The organism is Janthinobacterium sp. LM6, assembly GCF_002002885.1.
In the GTDB taxonomy this organism is placed as follows: Bacteria; Pseudomonadota; Gammaproteobacteria; order Burkholderiales; family Burkholderiaceae_D; genus Janthinobacterium; species Janthinobacterium kumbetense.
Genome location: NZ_CP019510.1, coordinates 1,226,370 through 1,241,993, shown reverse-complemented (window position 1 = coordinate 1,241,993; position 15,624 = coordinate 1,226,370). Strand labels below are relative to the sequence as shown.

The following is a 15,624-nucleotide window of genomic DNA, read 5'->3' as shown; positions in this document are numbered from 1 at the left end:
AACGACACATTGACCGAAATCAAGTTTTCGCCAGCCAAATTTCCCACAATTTACTTTTTCTTTTTCGCTTTTTTTGCTTAAAAGCATCAAGAAACATGCCTAGCGCCGGCTTGCGCGCCGGAGCATGCGCATGAAAGGGCCCAGCACCGGCAGTTTTTCATACAATTCTTCCGCCGCATCCCAATAATCGCGGTGCAATACCACCCGCCCCAGCCCGTCGAAACGCACATGTGTTGCTCCACGGATACATTGTTCGCCAGATACCAGGCGTTTCATGCGAAAGCGAAACTCCCACGTCAGGAACGCTTGCTCCCCCTGCCCCAGACTTTCCAGCACGACAAACCGCGGTGCATCGACTTGCACGAACATGTGCTCGAAGATGGCCAGGATGGCGGCATGCCCTTCCACCTCGTTGAACGGGTCCTTGAAATGGGCATCTGGCGCGTACACGGCACCCAGCTGGGCCAGGCTCTCCAGGCTCAGGTGCTCGTAAAACGCCACCAGACGCGCCAGCGCGCCTTCCATGGTTGCGCTCATAGGCCCGTCACCTTGCGGATCAGCCAAAAGTAGGCGCGGTAGGGCAACAGCCGCGCCAGGCGCATGGTATTGGTAAAGCGTTTCGGAAAGTGGATGTGGAATTGCCCCCGTTCTATACCGTCAAGCATGGCGGCGGCCGCGTCCTGCGCCGTCATCAGGGCCGGCATGCTGAAATCATTGTTCGCCGTCAAAGGCGTAGCGACAAATCCAGGATTGATTTGATACACATCAATCCCACGCGGATGCAAATCCAGATACAGCGACTCCGTCAGGTTGACCAGCGCCGCCTTGCTGGCGCCATACGCGAGCGCCTTGGGCAAGCCGCCATAGCCGGCCACCGAGCCGACGATGCCGATGCCGCCGCTACCCTGGCGCAACAGCCACGGCAAGGCCGGCTCCAGGCAATTGAAGACGCCGCCCACGTTCAGGGCCAGCAAGCCCTGGGCCGCCTCGAGGTCGAAGCTATCGGCGCGCATGGCTTGATAGCCGCCAGCGACCACCAGTATCAGGTCGATATGCGTCCACTGCTGCTGCAATTGCACGCAGACGGCCCGCACTTGCGCATGTTGCGTGATATCGAGCGGCAAGGCCTGCGCCAGCGGCTGTCCTTCGCACAACTGTTCCAGGCTGGCGCGGTGGCGGGCCGACAAGGCCACGCACGCGCCCTGCTCCAGCAGCAAGGTGGCGCACGCGGCGCCGATGCCGCTGGACGCGCCGATGATCCACACGCGCTTGCCGGCCCAATTGCTGATCTTGCGATTCATGGGGCCGCCTGTGGACGCTTGCTGAACGATAAGGTGACGGCGCCCAGGCTGAAGCCGAACTTGCTCATGGCGGCGCGGTTCAGCATGACCTTGTCATCCATCAGAAACATCCAGTCCTCGAAATCGACGTGGTAGACCGTGCCATCGACGGGCAGCGCCAGCACGTATTGCCAGCGCAGCGCATTGCCCGCCACTTCGCCGATGGCTTCCCCGATCACGTCGGGCGCCGTGCCGATGAAGCGCCCGGGCGCCGTCTTGCGCAAGATCCACACGCGCCGTTGCCGGCTGCCGTCCGCATACGTGAAATCCTCGTCCAGGGTCCCCGTCTCGCCCACCCAGCTGGCCCGCATCACCACGGTGAAACGCTTGACCACCTTGCCGGAACGGTCCTGGAAGATGCCGTGGGCGTCGAGCGTGCCGTTGAAATACTGTTGCAGATCCAGTACGGGCAATTCCTGCGCGTACATGGCCGGCGTGGGCGGCGTGGAACAGGCGGCCAGCGCCAGCAGCATAGCGGCCAGCGGCAGGCAACGTTTGCAATAAGTCATGAAGCGCATGCGCGATTCTCCCGATGGTCACTATATATATGTTGTAGCGGCGCGCGCCACAGCATGAGCGCCGCCAGCAGTTTCAAAACACAGGGCAGCACGGCGTAGGCGGCAGACAGGGCCGGCAAGCCGCCGCTGCCGCTGCCCGGTACATAGCCGAGCCAGGCCAGCAGGGGCAAGGCAATGCCGGCCGCCAGCGCCAGGCTCATTTGCACGCCCCAGTTCCACCAGCCGAAATACGCCGCTTCGTGCCGCCCGGCATGGCCGGCCGCGCCGATCAACCCTGCCAGCAGGGCCGGCGGCAAGGCCAGGTCGGCGCCCAGCGCCAGGCCCGACAGCAGGCAGATGGCGGCAAAACCCCAGGCGGCCCCTTCGCCCAGGCCATACGCCCAGACAAACACGCTGGCGGCCAGCAGCATGGCGCCGCCCCAGGCGCGCGCTTCGCCAAAGCGGCGCGCCAGAGCCACCCACACGGGCATGGAAGCGGCCGCCGCGCAAAAGTAGACGATCAGGAACGGTCCTGCGTATTGGCCCAGGCGCAAGTAGTCGGTGGCAAAGAACAGGAACAGGGTGGCGGGAATGGCGGCAGCCACACCATTGACGAGCAGGACGGCAAACAGCCAGCGAAACGCGCGCTGGCGAAATGGCAGGCGCCAGGCGCCAGCGGGCAGCGCCGCCGTGCCTTGGCGCAAAACCGGACGCGGCGCGCGCGCCAGCAGCAGCCCACCCGCCGCCAGCAGGCAGCCGGCAAAGGCCAGCGACAGGCCGTCATAGCCGAGCACGGACGTCAGCCCCGCCGCCAGGATCACGCCGAGCAAGCCGCAGCCTTCGCGCACGGCCGTCACCCGCGCCCGCTGCGCGCGCGCCTGACTCAAGGCCGCGCCCCAGCTCTGGTGCGCGATGCCGGCCAGGCCATAGGCGGCGTAAACGAGCAGCAAGGAAGCGAGGAACCAGGCCAGGGTAGCCGCTTGCGGCATGGCCGGCGGATGGAACAGGGCGCCAAAGCCCAGCAACAGCAGCGGCAGCGATGCGCCGACCAGCACGGCATAGCTGCGCCCGCCGCGCGCCATCCAGGCGCCGAGGGCCGGGTCGATGAAGGCGGCGGCGATGCGCGCCGCCAGCAGCACTGCACCGATTTGCGCCAGGTCAAGGCTGCTGCGCTGCGCATAAAACGGCGCCACATATATATAGATGGGCAGCGCCAGCATGGCCAGCGGCAAGCCGAACAGGCCATAACTGAACAAGGCCGGCAGGCTCATGGCGCTGGCCCCGGCGTTCATGGCAGCGGCGCCGCACTCTGCAGCAAGGCGGCGCGCAGCTTCGGCGCCGTGCTCGACGGCGACAGCCAGATGCCGAAGAAGGCGCGCGCGAAGTCGCCATCGTTCACGTCGGCCAGTACCTTGCCATCGAGATAAAAGCGCACGCCGGGCGCGATACCGGCCCGGTAGGCGCCCGCGATGCGCTGGTCTTCCTTGACGTCAGGAAAGATCCGCTGCATGGTGGCCAGCCACGCCAGGCGCTGTGCCTCCGTGCCGGCGCCGATTTTCTGCATCTGTTCATAGCTGGCTTCGGCGATCTTCTTGCCGTCGAGCGAGCGGGCATAGCGCAGTTCCAGCACGAAGGGCGCCGTTGCCGACGCCGCGCCCTGGTAACCGTTCGCGCCCACCCAAAGTTGCGCCCGATAAATGCGCATGCCGAACCACGTATATTCCCCCTCGCCCGCCAGGCGGGCCTCGGGCACGTCGGCCGCGATAAAGGCCGGCGGCGCGGCCGCGGCGCCAAACATGGTCAACGACAGCAAAGCGGCGACAAGCAGCTGGCGCATAATCACTCCTTGATCAGGGTAAATTGCATCACATCCGTGTTGTGCGCCTGGAAGGCGGCCTCGCAATATGCGAGGTAAAACTCCCAGGTGAGCAGGAAACGGCCATCGAAACCCTGCTTTTCCAGCGCCGTGCGCTGGGCCAGGAAGCTGGCGCGCCACTGGCGCAAGGTTTCCGCGTAATCGAGGCCAAAGCTGCAGGCGTCTTCCACGCGCAAGCCCTGCGCCTCGGCGGCGCGGCGAAATTCGGCCGGCGAAGGCAGCATGCCGCCCGGGAAAATGTACTGTTGAATAAAATCCGTGCTCTTGCTGTAGCGCTCGAACAAGTCGTCGGCGATGACGATGGTCTGGATGCAGGCACGTCCGCCCGGCTTCAAATTGCGCGCCACGCACGCGAAATAGCCGGGCCAGTAGCTTTGGCCCACGGCTTCGAACATCTCGATCGAGGCGATGGCGTCGTACTGGCCCGCGCTGTCGCGGTAATCGCACAGCTGCAAGTCGGCCTGCCCTGCCAGGCCCGCGTCCTGCAGGCGCTGGCGCGCATAGGCGAGCTGTTCCGTCGACAAGGTCAGACCCGTCACGTGCGCGCCGCAGTCGCGCGCCGCCGTTTCCGCAAAGCCGCCCCAGCCGCAGCCGATTTCCAGCACGCGTGCGCCCGGCTGCAGTTGCAACTGGTCCGCGATGCGCGCGTATTTCGCCCCTTGCGCCTGCTCCAGGCTGGCGCCTTCGGTGAACAGGGCGCTCGAATACGTCATCGACGGGTCCAGCCACAGCTGATAAAAGGCGTTGCCGATGTCGTAATGGGCATGGATATTCTTCTTGCTGCCCGCGCGCGAGTTGCGGTTGAGCAAATGCCGGACCTTGTACACCAGGTTGCCCCACCAGTTGCCATAGATCAATGAATCGATGTGCGCGCGGTTGCGTATCATCAACTCGATCAAGCCCGGCAAATTATCCGTGCGCCAGTCGCCGGCGATAAACGTTTCCGCAAAGCCGATGTCGCCCGAGCGCAGGACGGCCGCGCACAGGCGCCAGTTGTGCAAGTCCAGGGTGACGGGATGGCTGCCATCGCCGTACAGCAAGATGCTGCCGTCCGGCGTGCGCAGGCGCAGCGCGCCGTATTGCAATTTTTCCAGCAGGCGCACGATCATGCGCCCGGCAGCGGGCATGTCCACGTGCGCATGCCGATGCAAGGGAGTGGAACTGCTGCGCGCATGCAGGCCGGTCGGCAGGGAATCGGAGCTCATCGGGACACCTTTTCTTGTGGAGGGTGGGGTTTGCTGAAAAACGGCACGCGGCGCAGCCACAGGCGCAAGGCTTGCCAATGGATGCGCGCCATCACGCCGAACGTCATCAGGGGATAGCGCAGCAAGGCCCAGGCGATGGCGCCATCGCGCAGCGGCAGCGCCGTGCCGGACAAGCTCGTCTGCAGCAGCGGACCGTCGAGGTCGTCGTAATCGACCCGGGCCAGGTGGCGCTCGCCGTCCTGGTCGTTGTTGCGCAGGAAACGGAAGCGGTACTGGCCTTCCACCTTGCAAAACGGCGACACGTGAAAGATTTTCTTGGCGACCAGTTCGCTGCCATACGCGATGGCCCCGCCCTGCTCGAGCAAGTACAGATGGCGCTCGCCAAAGGTATTGCGCACATCGCAGAGCACGGCCCGCAGCGCGCCGTCAAGCCCGTGACAAAACCAGAAACTGACGGGATTGAAGACATAGCCGAACATGCGCGGCATGGTTTGCAGCCAGATTTCGCCGCCCGCGTCGACCACGCCATGCTGGCGCAGCAAGCCGTCGATCCAGTCCAGCAACGGTGTCGTGCCATCGCCATGGTCGCTGTCGCGGAAGGACAGCACATTGGCGCCGTTGCGCGAAATCAAACGGGCAGGAAAATCGTGCGCGCCCAGGCTGCGCAGGGGCAGGCGCAGGTAAAACATGCCGTAAGCAAAAGCATGCGCGCGCGGACGCAGCCGCGCATGGCGCACCCGTCCCAGGCACAGCTGGGGCTGCGGCCGCAGCGGCTGCGTGGGATCACGCGGCATGGCCGAGCTCCGCCGACGCCAGGCCATGCAGGGCTTGCGCCACGGCCAGGCCCGACTTCAAGCCGTCTTCATGGAAGCCATAGCCCGTCCAGGCGCCCGCGAACCATGTGTGCTGCGCGCCCTGGAAGCCGGCCAGGCGCGTCTGGGCGGCAATGGCGGCGCCATCGAACACGGGGTGGGCATACGAAAACGCGTCGATGATGCTTGCCGGATCGGGCTCGTCGAGCGGATTGAGCGAGACGATGACGGGCTTAGTGAACGGCAGCGGCTGCAGCTGGTTCAGCAAATAATGCACGCACACTTGCGGCGCTTCACCCTCCCCCGCTGCGGGCCGTCCCTGGTAATTCCAGGCGGACCAGGCACGGCGGCGTTGCGGCAGGCAGGAAGCATCCGTGTGCAACACGGCCCGGTTCGGCTGGTAGCGCACGGCTTCGAGCACGGAGCGCTCGTCGTCGCGGATATCTCCCAGCAGGGCCAGCGACTGGTCGCTGTGGCAAGCGAGCACGACGTGATCGACATGCTCGACGCCGGCGGCCGTATGCAGCTCGACCATGCGCGCGCCGCCATGCGGCTGGCGGCGCACGGCCAGCACGGGGCACGCCAGGCGCTGCTGCGGTATGCCCGCCAGCAATTTTTCCACGTACACGCGCGAGCCGCCCCGCACCGTGCGCCATTGCGGCCGGTCGCTCACTTGCAGCAAGCCATGGTTGTGGCAGAAACGGATGAATGTGGCCAAGGGAAAGGCCAGCATCTGGCGCGCCGGGCACGACCAGATGCAGGCGGCCATCGGCAACAGATACCAGTGGCGGAATTCGTCGCCGTAGCCGTGCAGGTCGAGGAATTCTCCCAGCGACAGGGCCGGCGCCGGCAAGGCAGCCGTGGCCAGGGCGCTGGCCTGGCGGTTGAAGCGCAGAATGTCGCGCAGCATGCGCAGGAAGGCGGGGCGCAGCAGATTGCTGCGCTGGGCAAACACGGTGTCCAGATTGGCGCCCGCCCATTCCAGCACGCGGGCATCGGATGCCGTGCCCAAGGGCATCTTCACGGAAAACGACATGTCGCTGTCGGCCGCCTCGACGCCGAGTTCGTCAAACAGTTGCACGAGCTGCGGGTAGGTGGCGTGGTTAAACACGAGAAAACCCGTGTCGACGCCATGCGTGACGCCATCGAGGGTGACATCCACCGTATGGCTGTGGCCGCCAAAGTAATCGCCCGCCTCGTACAAGGTGACGTCCCGGCCCGCTTGCGCCAGGCGATAGGCACACGACAATCCTGCGATTCCTGCTCCAACGACGGCAATTTTCATGAATGCACCCGTATTTAGTTTGTCCTGGACAAAACGATCTTGAGGGATAATCGATGAAATATTGATTCATGTCAATGAGCACTCTCAGCCGTTCAAAAACTTATACGCCGGCAATTTCTAATCGGATTCAGCTATTTGGTGCGGGGCGGCGGAAGGCGTAAAATGCATGCCACGTTCTTCCGCAAGCGAGCAAAGCCACCCTGGTATGGATACTGACCTGCAATCTACTTCCGCCTTCAGCATCAGCGATGTCGAACGCGACACCGGGCTGGCCAAGGAAACCTTGCGCGTGTGGGAGCGCCGCTACGACTTCCCCCAGCCACGGCGCGACGCCTTTGGCGAGCGCAGCTACCCGGCCGAGCAAGTGCAAAAGTTGCGCATGGTCAAACGCCTGCTGGACCTCGGATTTCGTCCGGGAAAAATCATGCAGCACAGCACCGCGCAACTGCAGCAACTGGCCAACGCCGGCAGCACGCCGCCAGCGCCGGCCCCCCAGCTGGAGCACTACCTGGCCCTGTGCCGCAGCCACCAGATGGCGGAACTGGGCGACGCCCTGCGCCAGGCGCTGGCCGTGCTGGGCTTGAAAGCGTTTACCATCGACGTCATCGCCCCCCTCACCGGCATGGTGGGCGAAGCGTGGGCGTGCGGCGAACTGGCCGTATACGAAGAGCATCTGTATAGCGAAACCTTGCAAACGGTGATGCGGCACGCCATCTTTTCCCTGCCGCAAGCAAGCAGCCCGTCCATGCGCTCGCCGCGCATCGTCCTCAGCACCTTGCCGCAAGAGCGTCACGGCCTGGGGCTGCTGATGGCCGAAGCGCTGTGCGCGGCGGCCGGCGCCCATTGCATGTCGCTGGGCGTGGAAACGCCGCTGACGGACATCGTCGCGGCCGCCCGCGCGCAGCGGGCCGACATCGTCGCGCTATCGTTTTCCAGCGCCAGCAAGCAACGGCAGACGCGCGACAGCCTGCAGCAACTGCATGCAAGCTTGCCGCCAAGCATGGAATTGTGGGCAGGGGGACGCAGTCCCGTGCTGACCAGGCAGCCGCCACCCTTTTTGCACGTGCTGGACTTGCGGCAAGTCGACGAAAGCATCGCCGACTGGCGCCGCCGCCACCAGGCGCTCGCCCTGCAAACCCACTGAACCGGCGGAAAAGCGCGGCAACTGCGGCGATCTCCGTGGATAGGCACGCAATGTTGCCAATCAAACAGTAAAGCATGAAGGGCCGGGCGCGCTCTGGTAGAATAGCCCGTAATACAGTGTCCGGCGCCGCCGGGCCTTAGGTCAGCACCCGCCACCACACATCCATGTTTAGTTTCTTCAAGAAAAAACCCATCGCTCCCGAGGCTGCATCAGCCGAGCCCCTCGTCCTTCCCGCCGCCACGCCGCCTGCACCGCAGCCTGCCGCTACGCCCCTGAGCGGCGCACCGGCCGAGCTCGTGCCCGTGATCGTGGCCGCCGAACCCGAGAAAAAATCGTGGATGACGCGCCTGAAGGCGGGCCTGTCGAAAACCTCGAACACCCTGTCCGTGCTGTTCGTCGGCGCGAAGATCGACGACGCCCTGTACGAAGAGCTGGAAGCGGCGCTGCTGATGTCGGACGCCGGCATCGACGCCACCGAATTCCTGCTTACGGAATTGAAGAAAAAGGTCAAGGAAGACAAGCTGCTCGACGCGGCCGCCGTCAAGGCCGCGCTGAAAGTGCTGCTGATCGACCTGCTCTCGCCGCTGGAAAAGCGCTTCGAGCTGGGCCGCCACAAGCCGCTGGTGATGATGATTTCCGGCGTGAATGGCGCCGGCAAGACAACCACCATCGGCAAGCTGGCCAAGCACATGCAGTCGAACAACCAGTCCGTGCTGCTGGCCGCGGGCGACACCTTCCGCGCCGCCGCGCGCGAGCAATTGATGGTCTGGGGCGAGCGCAACAACGTCACCGTGATTTCGCAGGAATCGGGCGACCCGGCCGCCGTGGCCTACGACTCCGTGCAATCGGCGAAGGCGCGCGGCATCGACGTGGTGATGGTCGACACGGCGGGCCGCTTGCCGACGCAGTTGCACCTGATGGAAGAATTGAAGAAAATCAAGCGCGTGATCGGCAAGGGCATGGAGGGCGCACCGCATGAAACCCTGCTTGTGATCGACGGCAACACGGGCCAGAATGCCCTCACGCAAGTGAAAGCATTCGACGATGCCCTGCAGCTGAGCGGCCTGGTAATCACCAAGCTGGACGGCACCGCCAAGGGCGGCGTGCTGGCGGCGATCGCCCGCGTGCGTCCCGTGCCCGTGTATTTCATCGGCATCGGTGAGAAAATTGAAGACTTGCAGCCTTTCGTGGCTGCCGAATTTGTCGAAGCGCTGCTCGGATAAGCCTATACATGATTGAATTTCAGCACGTCTCCAAGCAATACTCCGCCGACGCCGTGGCGCTCAGCGACATTTCCCTCAATATTGCCAAAGGCGAGCTGGTGTTTTTAGCGGGCCCGTCCGGCGCCGGCAAATCCACCTTGCTGAAAATGATCGCCGCCATGGAACGCCCCACGTCGGGCAAGCTGATCGTCAATGGCCAGGACATGGCGAAGATCAAGCCGGCCGGCGTACCCTTCCTGCGCCGCAACATGGGCCTGATCTTCCAGCAGCAGAAATTGCTCAACGACCGCTCCATCCTCGCCAACGTCATGCTGCCGCTGCTCGTCGTCGGCGCGCACAAGACGGCGGCCGAACAACGCGCGCGCGCCGCGCTCGATAAAGTCGGCCTGCTGGACCGCGCCATGGCGCGTCCCCTGTCGCTGTCGGGCGGGGAACAGCAGCGCGTGTCGATCGCGCGCGCCATCGTCAACCGGCCGCAGATCATCCTGGCCGACGAACCGACGGCCAACCTGGACCGCGCCAGCGCCAACAAGGTGCTCGACGCCCTGAAAGCATTCCACTCCGTGGGGGTGACTTGCCTCATTTCCAGCCATGACGAACAGATGCTCGACGCCGCCGCCCGCGTGATCCACCTGAAAAACGGCCAATTAGTCGCCATCGACAAGGCCACGCAAGCGCCCGTCTTCGCGCCGCCCGATCCCGATTTCGCCCCCGGCGCCGGGGATGACGCGGGAGAACAGGCATGAGAGGCTGGTTCCGTCAACATCGCTTCGCGCTCGGTTCGGCGCTGATCCACTTGCGCAAGTCGCCGGGCGGCTTCCTGTTGAACGTGCTCGTCGTCGCCATCGCCCTGTCGCTGCCGTTCGCCGGCTTGACCATGCTCGACAATGTCCGCCCCATGTCGGAACAGATGTCGGTCGACCCGGAAATCAGCGTCTTCCTGAAGATCGACACGCCGCGCGAACAAGCCGTGGCCCTGGCCAGCGCCATGCGCAAGATTGTCGGCGAGCAAAAGGCGAAGATCGTCTTCATCCCGCGCGAACAGGCGCTGGACTCGCTGAAAAACAAGAACGGCCTGGCCGACGTGCTGAGCACCCTGGGCGACAATCCCCTGCCCGACAGCTATGTGCTGAAACTCGACGCCTTCAGCAGCGCCAGCGAAGCGCAGGATGTCGATGCCGTGGCGGAACAGCTGCGCCATCTGCCCGGCGTGGAATCGGCGCAAGTCGATTCGGCCTGGGTCAAGCGCCTGGCGGCCCTGCTGGGCGTGCTGCGCCTGGTGCTGCTGCTGCTGGCCATTACCCTGGGCGTGGCCGTCATCGCCGTCGTCTTCAACACCATCCGCTTGCAAGTGATGCAGCAGCGCGATGAAATCAGCATCTCGAAATTGATCGGCGCGACGGACACCTTCATCCACCGCCCCTTCTATTACACGGGCGCCCTGCTGGGCCTGTGCGCCGGCGCGCTGGCCCTGGGCGCCGTGGCGCTGGCCTTGCAGCCGCTCAATACCGCGATTGCCGAGTTTGCCCGCCTGTACGCGTCCGAATTCCAGCTGGTGCCGCTGGCGCCGCTGCCGATGGCCGGCTTGCTGGCCGTCAGCGCCGGCCTGGGCCTGATCGGCGCCTTCCTCTGCGTGCAGCGCCACCTGGCGCGCCTGAACTGATCTTCTTTCCCATGGCGGCGCCTCCGGTGCCGCCATGCGCCCTCCCCATACTGCTGTTATCTTGATATTAAGCAAGTATTCTTAAGGTTCGCTTCAGCCAGAGGCCGTAGACTGGCTACGTTGTCGTGAAGCGGCCTGCAGCGCTGTTCAGATCGCTATTCAGACATATTTATCAGGCATTCATTCGCCATAGTATTTAGGCTATCAGATCGATTAAATGTGCTGATTGGCACTCTCAAGCAGAGAGTGCTAATATAGGGACATACCAACAGCAGAACCGCCATGGACGCCAGATGAAGATGGTGCCGCGATCTGCAAAGTGCAAGACCGAATACGCAAAAACGACGATACAAGCTGCCACGTCGCGTGACGTGGCCAACTGGAACAAAGCAAGACTACGAGGGAGAAAACATGACTATGATGTCCGCAACGTCCGCATTGGTTCCGACCAAAAGTAATGCGCTGGGCCTCGGGTTCACTGGCAATCTGGGCAATATTGACGCCTATATTTCGGCCGTGAACCGCCTGCCCATGTTGACCCACGACGAAGAAATTTCGCTGGCAACACGCCTGCGCGAAAAAAATGACCTGGCCGCCGCGCAAGAACTGGTGCTGTCGCACCTGCGCCTGGTGGTCTCGATTGCCCGCGGCTACCTGGGCTATGGCCTGCCGCACGCCGACCTGATTCAGGAAGGCAATATCGGCTTGATGAAAGCCGTGAAACGTTTCGATCCGGACCAAGGCGTGCGCCTGGTGTCGTACGCCATGCACTGGGTGAAAGCCGAAATGCACGAGTACATCCTGAAAAACTGGCGCCTGGTCAAGGTCGCGACGACGAAGGCGCAGCGCAAGCTGTTCTTCAACCTGCGCAGCCACAAGACGGGCCTGGACGCGATGACGCCGAAGCAGATCGATGCGCTGGCCAAGCTGCTCGACGTGAAGCGCGAAGAAGTGATCGAGATGGAAACGCGTTTGAGCGGCCGCGACATTGCTCTGGAATCGCCGACCGACGATGAAGACGACAAGTTTTCGCCGATCGCCTACCTGTCGTCGGAGCAAAGCGAACCGACCAAGGTGCTGGAAGCGGAACAAGTGACGCGTTTGCAATCGGAAGGCCTGGAAACGGCCCTGTCCAAGCTGGACGCCCGTTCGCGCCGCATCATCGAAGCGCGCTGGCTGGCCAACGACGACGGTTCCGGCGCCACCCTGCACGCGCTGGCGGAAGAGTTCGGCGTATCGGCCGAGCGCATCCGCCAGATCGAAGTGGCGGCGCTGAAAAAAATGAAGGGCGCCCTGGCGGCCTACGTGTAATCGCAAGCAATGCCGCAATGTAAAAGGCGCCGCAAGGCGCCTTTTAGTTTTACTACTTGATGTTTATCAATAGATAAACATGGCAGCCCGTTAAGCTGCAGCCAGGCCCTTGCTGATCAATTCAGCAACGACTTCATTCAGATCCGCGCCGCGCTCCTTGGCCAGGGTCTGCAATTGCAAGACCAGATCGCTGTTCAGCTTGACGGCGAATGGCACCAGGCCCAGGGCCTGGTCGCGCTTGCGCTGTTCGCGGCGGTCGACGACCACCGCTTCCTTACCGAATGCACCGGCGCCGGGAACATTCATCTTTCCCATCAGTTTCTTGGCATCGCTTTTGGCCAGGTCGGTTTTTTTCATGGTTGTTTCCTGATTTTCAAAACAGCCATTCTACGCAGTAATCGGCGCGCCGCGTGGCTCGCGCCTCAATTCATCGGCAGCACGCCAATAGTGCGCCGGAAAAATATCATTTTGCTACTATCATTTTATCCCACGCGTGAACAAGCACGCCGGGGACGCTCCACCTGAAAGGAAAAACATGTCTACTCCGAACCGCTCTTATCGCACCGTGCTGCTTCCCCTGTTCTTCGCCTGCCTGGCCATGCTGGCCGGCTGCGGCGCGGCCGGCAGTGCCGGCGACGCGGAAAACACGCCGCGCAGCGTCACCCACGTGCTTTCGCCGGGCGAACAGGTGGCCATCACGGCCACCGATACCCTGAAACTCGAACGCGTCAACGACAGCCGCTGCCGCAAGGGCGCCGTGTGCGTGTGGAAAGGTTACGTCAGCTACAGTTTCAGTTTGCTCAACAGCGCGGGCACAACCGACATCGTGCTGTCCGACTCCATGCCCGGCGCCGCCAGTTCCGTCACCGTCAACCACCTGACGTTCACCCTGCTCGACGTCGACCCGGCCACGCCGCCGGCCCTGAATGCGGCCGAGCCCACCTACCGGGTCAAGGTGAAAATCACCCAGGGCGCGCTGCCCCGCTAAATAGCGTGGCGGCGCTGGCTGTCCGCGGGCGCCTGCTGCCGCTCCAGCAAGCCGTAATCGCGCACGACGGCAGCGATGCGCAGCCGGTAATCGTCGAACACGCCGTGCCGGCCGGCCGATTGCGCCGCGCGGTGCGCTTCCAGCTGCCGCCACTGCGCCAGCGCCGCCTCGTCGCGAAAGAACGATAGCGACAGCAATTTGCCTGGCTCGCTCAGGCTGCTGAAGCGTTCGATGGAAATGAAACCGTCCACTTCGTCGAGCAGGGGCCGCAGCGCGGCCGCCAGGTCAAGATATTGCTGGCGCCCTTCGGCGCTGGGCCAGACTTCAAAAATCACGGCAATCATGCGTTGTCTCCTTGCGCAAACACGGGGATGCGGGCGTTCAGCGACGGCAGATAAGTCCACGCCAGCGGCAAGCTTTCCAAAGCCCCGGCCCACGCCTGCAGGCAGGCCGTGGCGATGGCGAGCGCGATGGCCTGGCCCGGGCACGCATGGCGGCCATGACCAAAACCCGACTCCGCATGGCCGGCGCTGGCCAGCACGACGATGATCATCTGCCCGGCCGGCACGCGCACGCCATTGAACTGCGCGTCTTCCGCCGTGTAGCGGCGCGTGTTGTGGATGGCGGGATCGCGCAGGCTGACTTCGCGCAGCATGGCTGGCCACAGCTCGGGCGCGGCACTCAGTTGGGACAACTCCGGCTGCGCGCGCAAGGCCACGATGGCATTGCCCAGCAAGCCGGCCGTGGCGTCGCACGTCTGCGACAGCAAGCCCACGAGGTTGGCCAGCACGCCGCCCGACGCTTGCCAACCCAAGGCATCCGCCTCGGCCACGATGGCGGCCAGCATGCTGCCGGGCCTCACGTCGCCCTCGCGCAGCAGGCGGCCAAAACTTTGCAGCAGAGCATCGGCCGCCACTTGCGCGCCGGCCAGTTGCTCGGCATTGCTCAGCGGCGACAGGCAAGCGACAAACGAACGCGTCCAGGCGGCCAGCGCCGGCCATTGCGCTGGCGCAAAGCCCAGCAAGTCCGCCATGGCGAACAGGGGCAGCTCAAAAATCGCATCGTTCAGCTGGTCCGCACTGCCGGGCACCCGGTCGCCGGCAAGGTACAGCGCCCGCCGCTGCAGGCTCTCCATATCCACCTGGCCCAGCGCGCGCGCCAGCACCTGCTTTGGCAAGGCATGCCGCTCGCCCTCGTTCATGCGCACCAGTTCGGAAAAAATCGCGCCGCATGGCGTGCCCGCCAGGTTGTGCGGCACGCCCAGGTCCGCTGGCCGCACGCGGCAGGCAGGATGCGCCAGCACGGCGCGCACGCCAATCGCGCCCGTCGCCAGCCAGCAGTCGAGCTGCGCATCGAATCGCAGCGGCGGGCCGTCCGCCAGGCGGCGATAGTAATCGTACGGCGCCGCGTGGGTGACGGCAGAGAAAGGGTCGGCGGGGTCGGTAACAAAGTCGGTGAGCGGCATGCGCATTCCATTGCAGTGAAGTGGGGACACGAGTATGCTTGCCCTTCCACCACAACACTTCGCTAACGGACGAATCATGGATGACAAGCATCAAGCCCGCACGGCCGACATGGGGCTGGCGCAACTGGCCGGCGCCATCGCCGAACCGGCCCGCGCGCGCATGCTGTGCAGCCTGCTCGACGGCCATGCGCGCACGGCCACGGAATTGGCGGCGCTGGCCGAGGTGGGCGCTTCGACGGCCAGCGCGCATCTGAGCCGGCTGCGCGACGATGGCTTGCTGTCGATGCTGGCGCAGGGCAAGCACCGCTACTACCGCCTGGCCAGCATGGAGGTGGGCCAGGCCCTCGAAGCGCTGCTGGTGGTGGCCGGCGTGGCGGCGACGCCGTTTACGCCCACCACGCCGGACCGCCTGCGCCATGCGCGCACCTGCTACGACCACATGGCCGGCACGGTGGCCGTCGCCCTGCATGACCAGCTGCGCGCGCAAGGCTGGCTGCTGGACGATGGCGGAGAATATCGTTTGTCGGAAGCGGGCGCGGCCGGCATGGCGGCCCTGGGTATCGACGTGCCGCAATTGCAGCGCCAGCGCCGCCGCTTCGCCTGTGCCTGCCTGGACTGGAGCGAACGGCGCGCCCACCTGGGCGGCGCGCTGGGGGCGGCCCTGCTGCAGCTGGCCCTGCGCCGGCGCTGGGCCGAGCGCGAACTCGACAGCCGCGCCCTGCGCCTCACGCCAGCCGGTGAACAACGCCTGCTGGCCGCCTTCCGTGGCGCCTGAACGGCGCAGGATTTTGTATCTCGGAAGCAACTAGAACGCG

18 protein-coding genes are annotated in these 15,624 nt (G+C 64.4%); 7 read left to right on the top strand and 11 right to left on the bottom strand.

The features are described 5' to 3' along the window. Nucleotides 1-99: 99 nt before the first annotated feature. The 8 genes from BZG29_RS05555 to BZG29_RS05520 all read right to left on the bottom strand — a co-directional run bounded on the left by BZG29_RS05555 (nucleotide 100) and on the right by BZG29_RS05520 (nucleotide 7,015). On the bottom strand, nucleotides 100-537 hold the full coding sequence (locus tag BZG29_RS05555; RefSeq protein ID WP_077399822.1) for a nuclear transport factor 2 family protein: 438 nt from the start codon (nucleotides 535-537) through the stop codon (nucleotides 100-102). Beyond that, nucleotides 534-1,301, bottom strand: a complete 768-nt coding sequence (locus BZG29_RS05550) for an SDR family NAD(P)-dependent oxidoreductase (protein WP_077399819.1) — start codon at nucleotides 1,299-1,301, stop codon at nucleotides 534-536. The genes BZG29_RS05555 and BZG29_RS05550 overlap by 4 nt, the downstream gene beginning before the upstream one ends. After that, nucleotides 1,298-1,849, bottom strand: a complete 552-nt coding sequence (locus tag BZG29_RS05545; RefSeq protein WP_150131086.1) for a DUF3833 domain-containing protein — start codon at nucleotides 1,847-1,849, stop codon at nucleotides 1,298-1,300. Before BZG29_RS05545 ends, BZG29_RS05550 begins: the two co-directional genes overlap by 4 nt. Beyond that, on the bottom strand, nucleotides 1,846-3,129 hold the full coding sequence (locus tag BZG29_RS05540; RefSeq protein WP_077399816.1) for an MFS transporter: 1,284 nt from the start codon (nucleotides 3,127-3,129) through the stop codon (nucleotides 1,846-1,848). The genes BZG29_RS05545 and BZG29_RS05540 overlap by 4 nt, the downstream gene beginning before the upstream one ends. Continuing rightward, nucleotides 3,126-3,674 (bottom strand): chalcone isomerase family protein, encoded by a 549-nt coding sequence (locus BZG29_RS05535; RefSeq protein WP_077399813.1) that lies wholly within the window; start codon nucleotides 3,672-3,674, stop codon nucleotides 3,126-3,128. Before BZG29_RS05535 ends, BZG29_RS05540 begins: the two co-directional genes overlap by 4 nt. A 2-nt stretch (nucleotides 3,675-3,676) precedes the next feature. Next, nucleotides 3,677-4,840 carry a cyclopropane-fatty-acyl-phospholipid synthase family protein gene (locus BZG29_RS05530; protein ID WP_077408970.1) on the bottom strand — a complete coding sequence of 388 codons (1,164 nt, stop codon included), beginning with the start codon at nucleotides 4,838-4,840 and terminating at the stop codon, nucleotides 3,677-3,679. A gap of 74 nt (nucleotides 4,841-4,914) precedes the next feature. After that, a complete protein-coding gene (locus BZG29_RS05525) occupies nucleotides 4,915-5,712 on the bottom strand; it encodes a DUF1365 domain-containing protein (protein ID WP_077399810.1) in 798 nt (265 codons plus the stop codon). Beyond that, nucleotides 5,702-7,015 (bottom strand): FAD-dependent oxidoreductase, encoded by a 1,314-nt coding sequence (locus BZG29_RS05520; RefSeq protein ID WP_077399807.1) that lies wholly within the window; start codon nucleotides 7,013-7,015, stop codon nucleotides 5,702-5,704. The genes BZG29_RS05525 and BZG29_RS05520 overlap by 11 nt, the downstream gene beginning before the upstream one ends. Nucleotides 7,016-7,181: 166 nt before the next feature. Between BZG29_RS05520 and BZG29_RS05515 the strand changes: the two genes are divergently transcribed. The 5 genes from BZG29_RS05515 (at nucleotide 7,182) to rpoH (ending at nucleotide 12,356) form a co-directional block, all read left to right on the top strand. Beyond that, nucleotides 7,182-8,159 carry a MerR family transcriptional regulator gene (locus tag BZG29_RS05515; protein WP_253192788.1) on the top strand — a complete coding sequence of 326 codons (978 nt, stop codon included), beginning with the start codon at nucleotides 7,182-7,184 and terminating at the stop codon, nucleotides 8,157-8,159. 164 nt (nucleotides 8,160-8,323) lie between these two features. After that, nucleotides 8,324-9,382: a signal recognition particle-docking protein FtsY gene (ftsY, locus tag BZG29_RS05510; protein ID WP_077399801.1), complete on the top strand. Its 1,059-nt coding sequence runs from the start codon at nucleotides 8,324-8,326 to the stop codon at nucleotides 9,380-9,382. An 8-nt stretch (nucleotides 9,383-9,390) separates the two neighbouring features. Next, nucleotides 9,391-10,128, top strand: coding sequence for an ATP-binding cassette domain-containing protein (locus BZG29_RS05505; RefSeq protein WP_077399798.1), 738 nt, complete (start codon nucleotides 9,391-9,393; stop codon nucleotides 10,126-10,128). Beyond that, a complete protein-coding gene (gene ftsX, locus BZG29_RS05500; RefSeq protein WP_077399795.1) occupies nucleotides 10,125-11,045 on the top strand; it encodes a permease-like cell division protein FtsX in 921 nt (306 codons plus the stop codon). Before BZG29_RS05505 ends, ftsX begins: the two co-directional genes overlap by 4 nt. 411 nt (nucleotides 11,046-11,456) lie before the next feature. After that, on the top strand, nucleotides 11,457-12,356 hold the full coding sequence (gene rpoH, locus BZG29_RS05495) for an RNA polymerase sigma factor RpoH (RefSeq protein WP_170846504.1): 900 nt from the start codon (nucleotides 11,457-11,459) through the stop codon (nucleotides 12,354-12,356). 90 nt (nucleotides 12,357-12,446) lie between these two features. Here the strand turns inward: rpoH and BZG29_RS05490 are convergent, their stop codons facing one another. Beyond that, nucleotides 12,447-12,713, bottom strand: coding sequence for a hypothetical protein (locus tag BZG29_RS05490; protein ID WP_077399791.1), 267 nt, complete (start codon nucleotides 12,711-12,713; stop codon nucleotides 12,447-12,449). 178 nt (nucleotides 12,714-12,891) lie between these two features. Between BZG29_RS05490 and BZG29_RS05485 the strand changes: the two genes are divergently transcribed. After that, complete coding sequence (locus tag BZG29_RS05485; protein WP_077399788.1) at nucleotides 12,892-13,344, top strand: hypothetical protein; 453 nt, start codon at nucleotides 12,892-12,894, stop codon at nucleotides 13,342-13,344. Here the strand turns inward: BZG29_RS05485 and BZG29_RS05480 are convergent. After that, nucleotides 13,341-13,688 carry an antibiotic biosynthesis monooxygenase gene (locus BZG29_RS05480; protein ID WP_077399785.1) on the bottom strand — a complete coding sequence of 116 codons (348 nt, stop codon included), beginning with the start codon at nucleotides 13,686-13,688 and terminating at the stop codon, nucleotides 13,341-13,343. The genes BZG29_RS05485 and BZG29_RS05480 overlap by 4 nt on opposite strands. After that, nucleotides 13,685-14,809: a cytochrome P450 gene (locus tag BZG29_RS05475; RefSeq protein WP_077408969.1), complete on the bottom strand. Its 1,125-nt coding sequence runs from the start codon at nucleotides 14,807-14,809 to the stop codon at nucleotides 13,685-13,687. The genes BZG29_RS05480 and BZG29_RS05475 overlap by 4 nt, the downstream gene beginning before the upstream one ends. Before the next feature lie 76 nt (nucleotides 14,810-14,885). Here BZG29_RS05475 and BZG29_RS05470 point away from each other — a divergent pair, with 76 nt between their 5' ends. Next, on the top strand, nucleotides 14,886-15,584 hold the full coding sequence (locus BZG29_RS05470; RefSeq protein WP_077399782.1) for a helix-turn-helix transcriptional regulator: 699 nt from the start codon (nucleotides 14,886-14,888) through the stop codon (nucleotides 15,582-15,584). Nucleotides 15,585-15,624: the final 40 nt, after the last annotated feature.

Excerpts from the sequence above, each read along its gene's own strand:
- BZG29_RS05530 (WP_077408970.1), bottom strand. The coding sequence starts at position 4,840 with ATGCCCGCTGCCGGGCGCATGATCGTGCGCCTGCTGGAAAAATTGCAA.
- BZG29_RS05535 (WP_077399813.1), bottom strand. The coding sequence starts at position 3,674 with ATGCGCCAGCTGCTTGTCGCCGCTTTGCTGTCGTTGACCATGTTTGGC.
- BZG29_RS05480 (WP_077399785.1), bottom strand. The coding sequence starts at position 13,688 with ATGATTGCCGTGATTTTTGAAGTCTGGCCCAGCGCCGAAGGGCGCCAG.
- BZG29_RS05540 (WP_077399816.1), bottom strand. The coding sequence starts at position 3,129 with ATGAACGCCGGGGCCAGCGCCATGAGCCTGCCGGCCTTGTTCAGTTAT.
- BZG29_RS05550 (WP_077399819.1), bottom strand. The coding sequence starts at position 1,301 with ATGAATCGCAAGATCAGCAATTGGGCCGGCAAGCGCGTGTGGATCATC.
- BZG29_RS05505 (WP_077399798.1), top strand. The coding sequence starts at position 9,391 with ATGATTGAATTTCAGCACGTCTCCAAGCAATACTCCGCCGACGCCGTG.
- BZG29_RS05520 (WP_077399807.1), bottom strand. The coding sequence starts at position 7,015 with ATGAAAATTGCCGTCGTTGGAGCAGGAATCGCAGGATTGTCGTGTGCC.
- BZG29_RS05555 (WP_077399822.1), bottom strand. The coding sequence starts at position 537 with ATGAGCGCAACCATGGAAGGCGCGCTGGCGCGTCTGGTGGCGTTTTAC.
- BZG29_RS05470 (WP_077399782.1), top strand. The coding sequence starts at position 14,886 with ATGGATGACAAGCATCAAGCCCGCACGGCCGACATGGGGCTGGCGCAA.
- ftsX (WP_077399795.1), top strand. The coding sequence starts at position 10,125 with ATGAGAGGCTGGTTCCGTCAACATCGCTTCGCGCTCGGTTCGGCGCTG.
- BZG29_RS05490 (WP_077399791.1), bottom strand. The coding sequence starts at position 12,713 with ATGAAAAAAACCGACCTGGCCAAAAGCGATGCCAAGAAACTGATGGGA.
- BZG29_RS05525 (WP_077399810.1), bottom strand. The coding sequence starts at position 5,712 with ATGCCGCGTGATCCCACGCAGCCGCTGCGGCCGCAGCCCCAGCTGTGC.
- BZG29_RS05475 (WP_077408969.1), bottom strand. The coding sequence starts at position 14,809 with ATGCCGCTCACCGACTTTGTTACCGACCCCGCCGACCCTTTCTCTGCC.
- BZG29_RS05485 (WP_077399788.1), top strand. The coding sequence starts at position 12,892 with ATGTCTACTCCGAACCGCTCTTATCGCACCGTGCTGCTTCCCCTGTTC.
- rpoH (WP_170846504.1), top strand. The coding sequence starts at position 11,457 with ATGACTATGATGTCCGCAACGTCCGCATTGGTTCCGACCAAAAGTAAT.
- BZG29_RS05545 (WP_150131086.1), bottom strand. The coding sequence starts at position 1,849 with ATGACTTATTGCAAACGTTGCCTGCCGCTGGCCGCTATGCTGCTGGCG.
- BZG29_RS05515 (WP_253192788.1), top strand. The coding sequence starts at position 7,182 with ATGCCACGTTCTTCCGCAAGCGAGCAAAGCCACCCTGGTATGGATACT.
- ftsY (WP_077399801.1), top strand. The coding sequence starts at position 8,324 with ATGTTTAGTTTCTTCAAGAAAAAACCCATCGCTCCCGAGGCTGCATCA.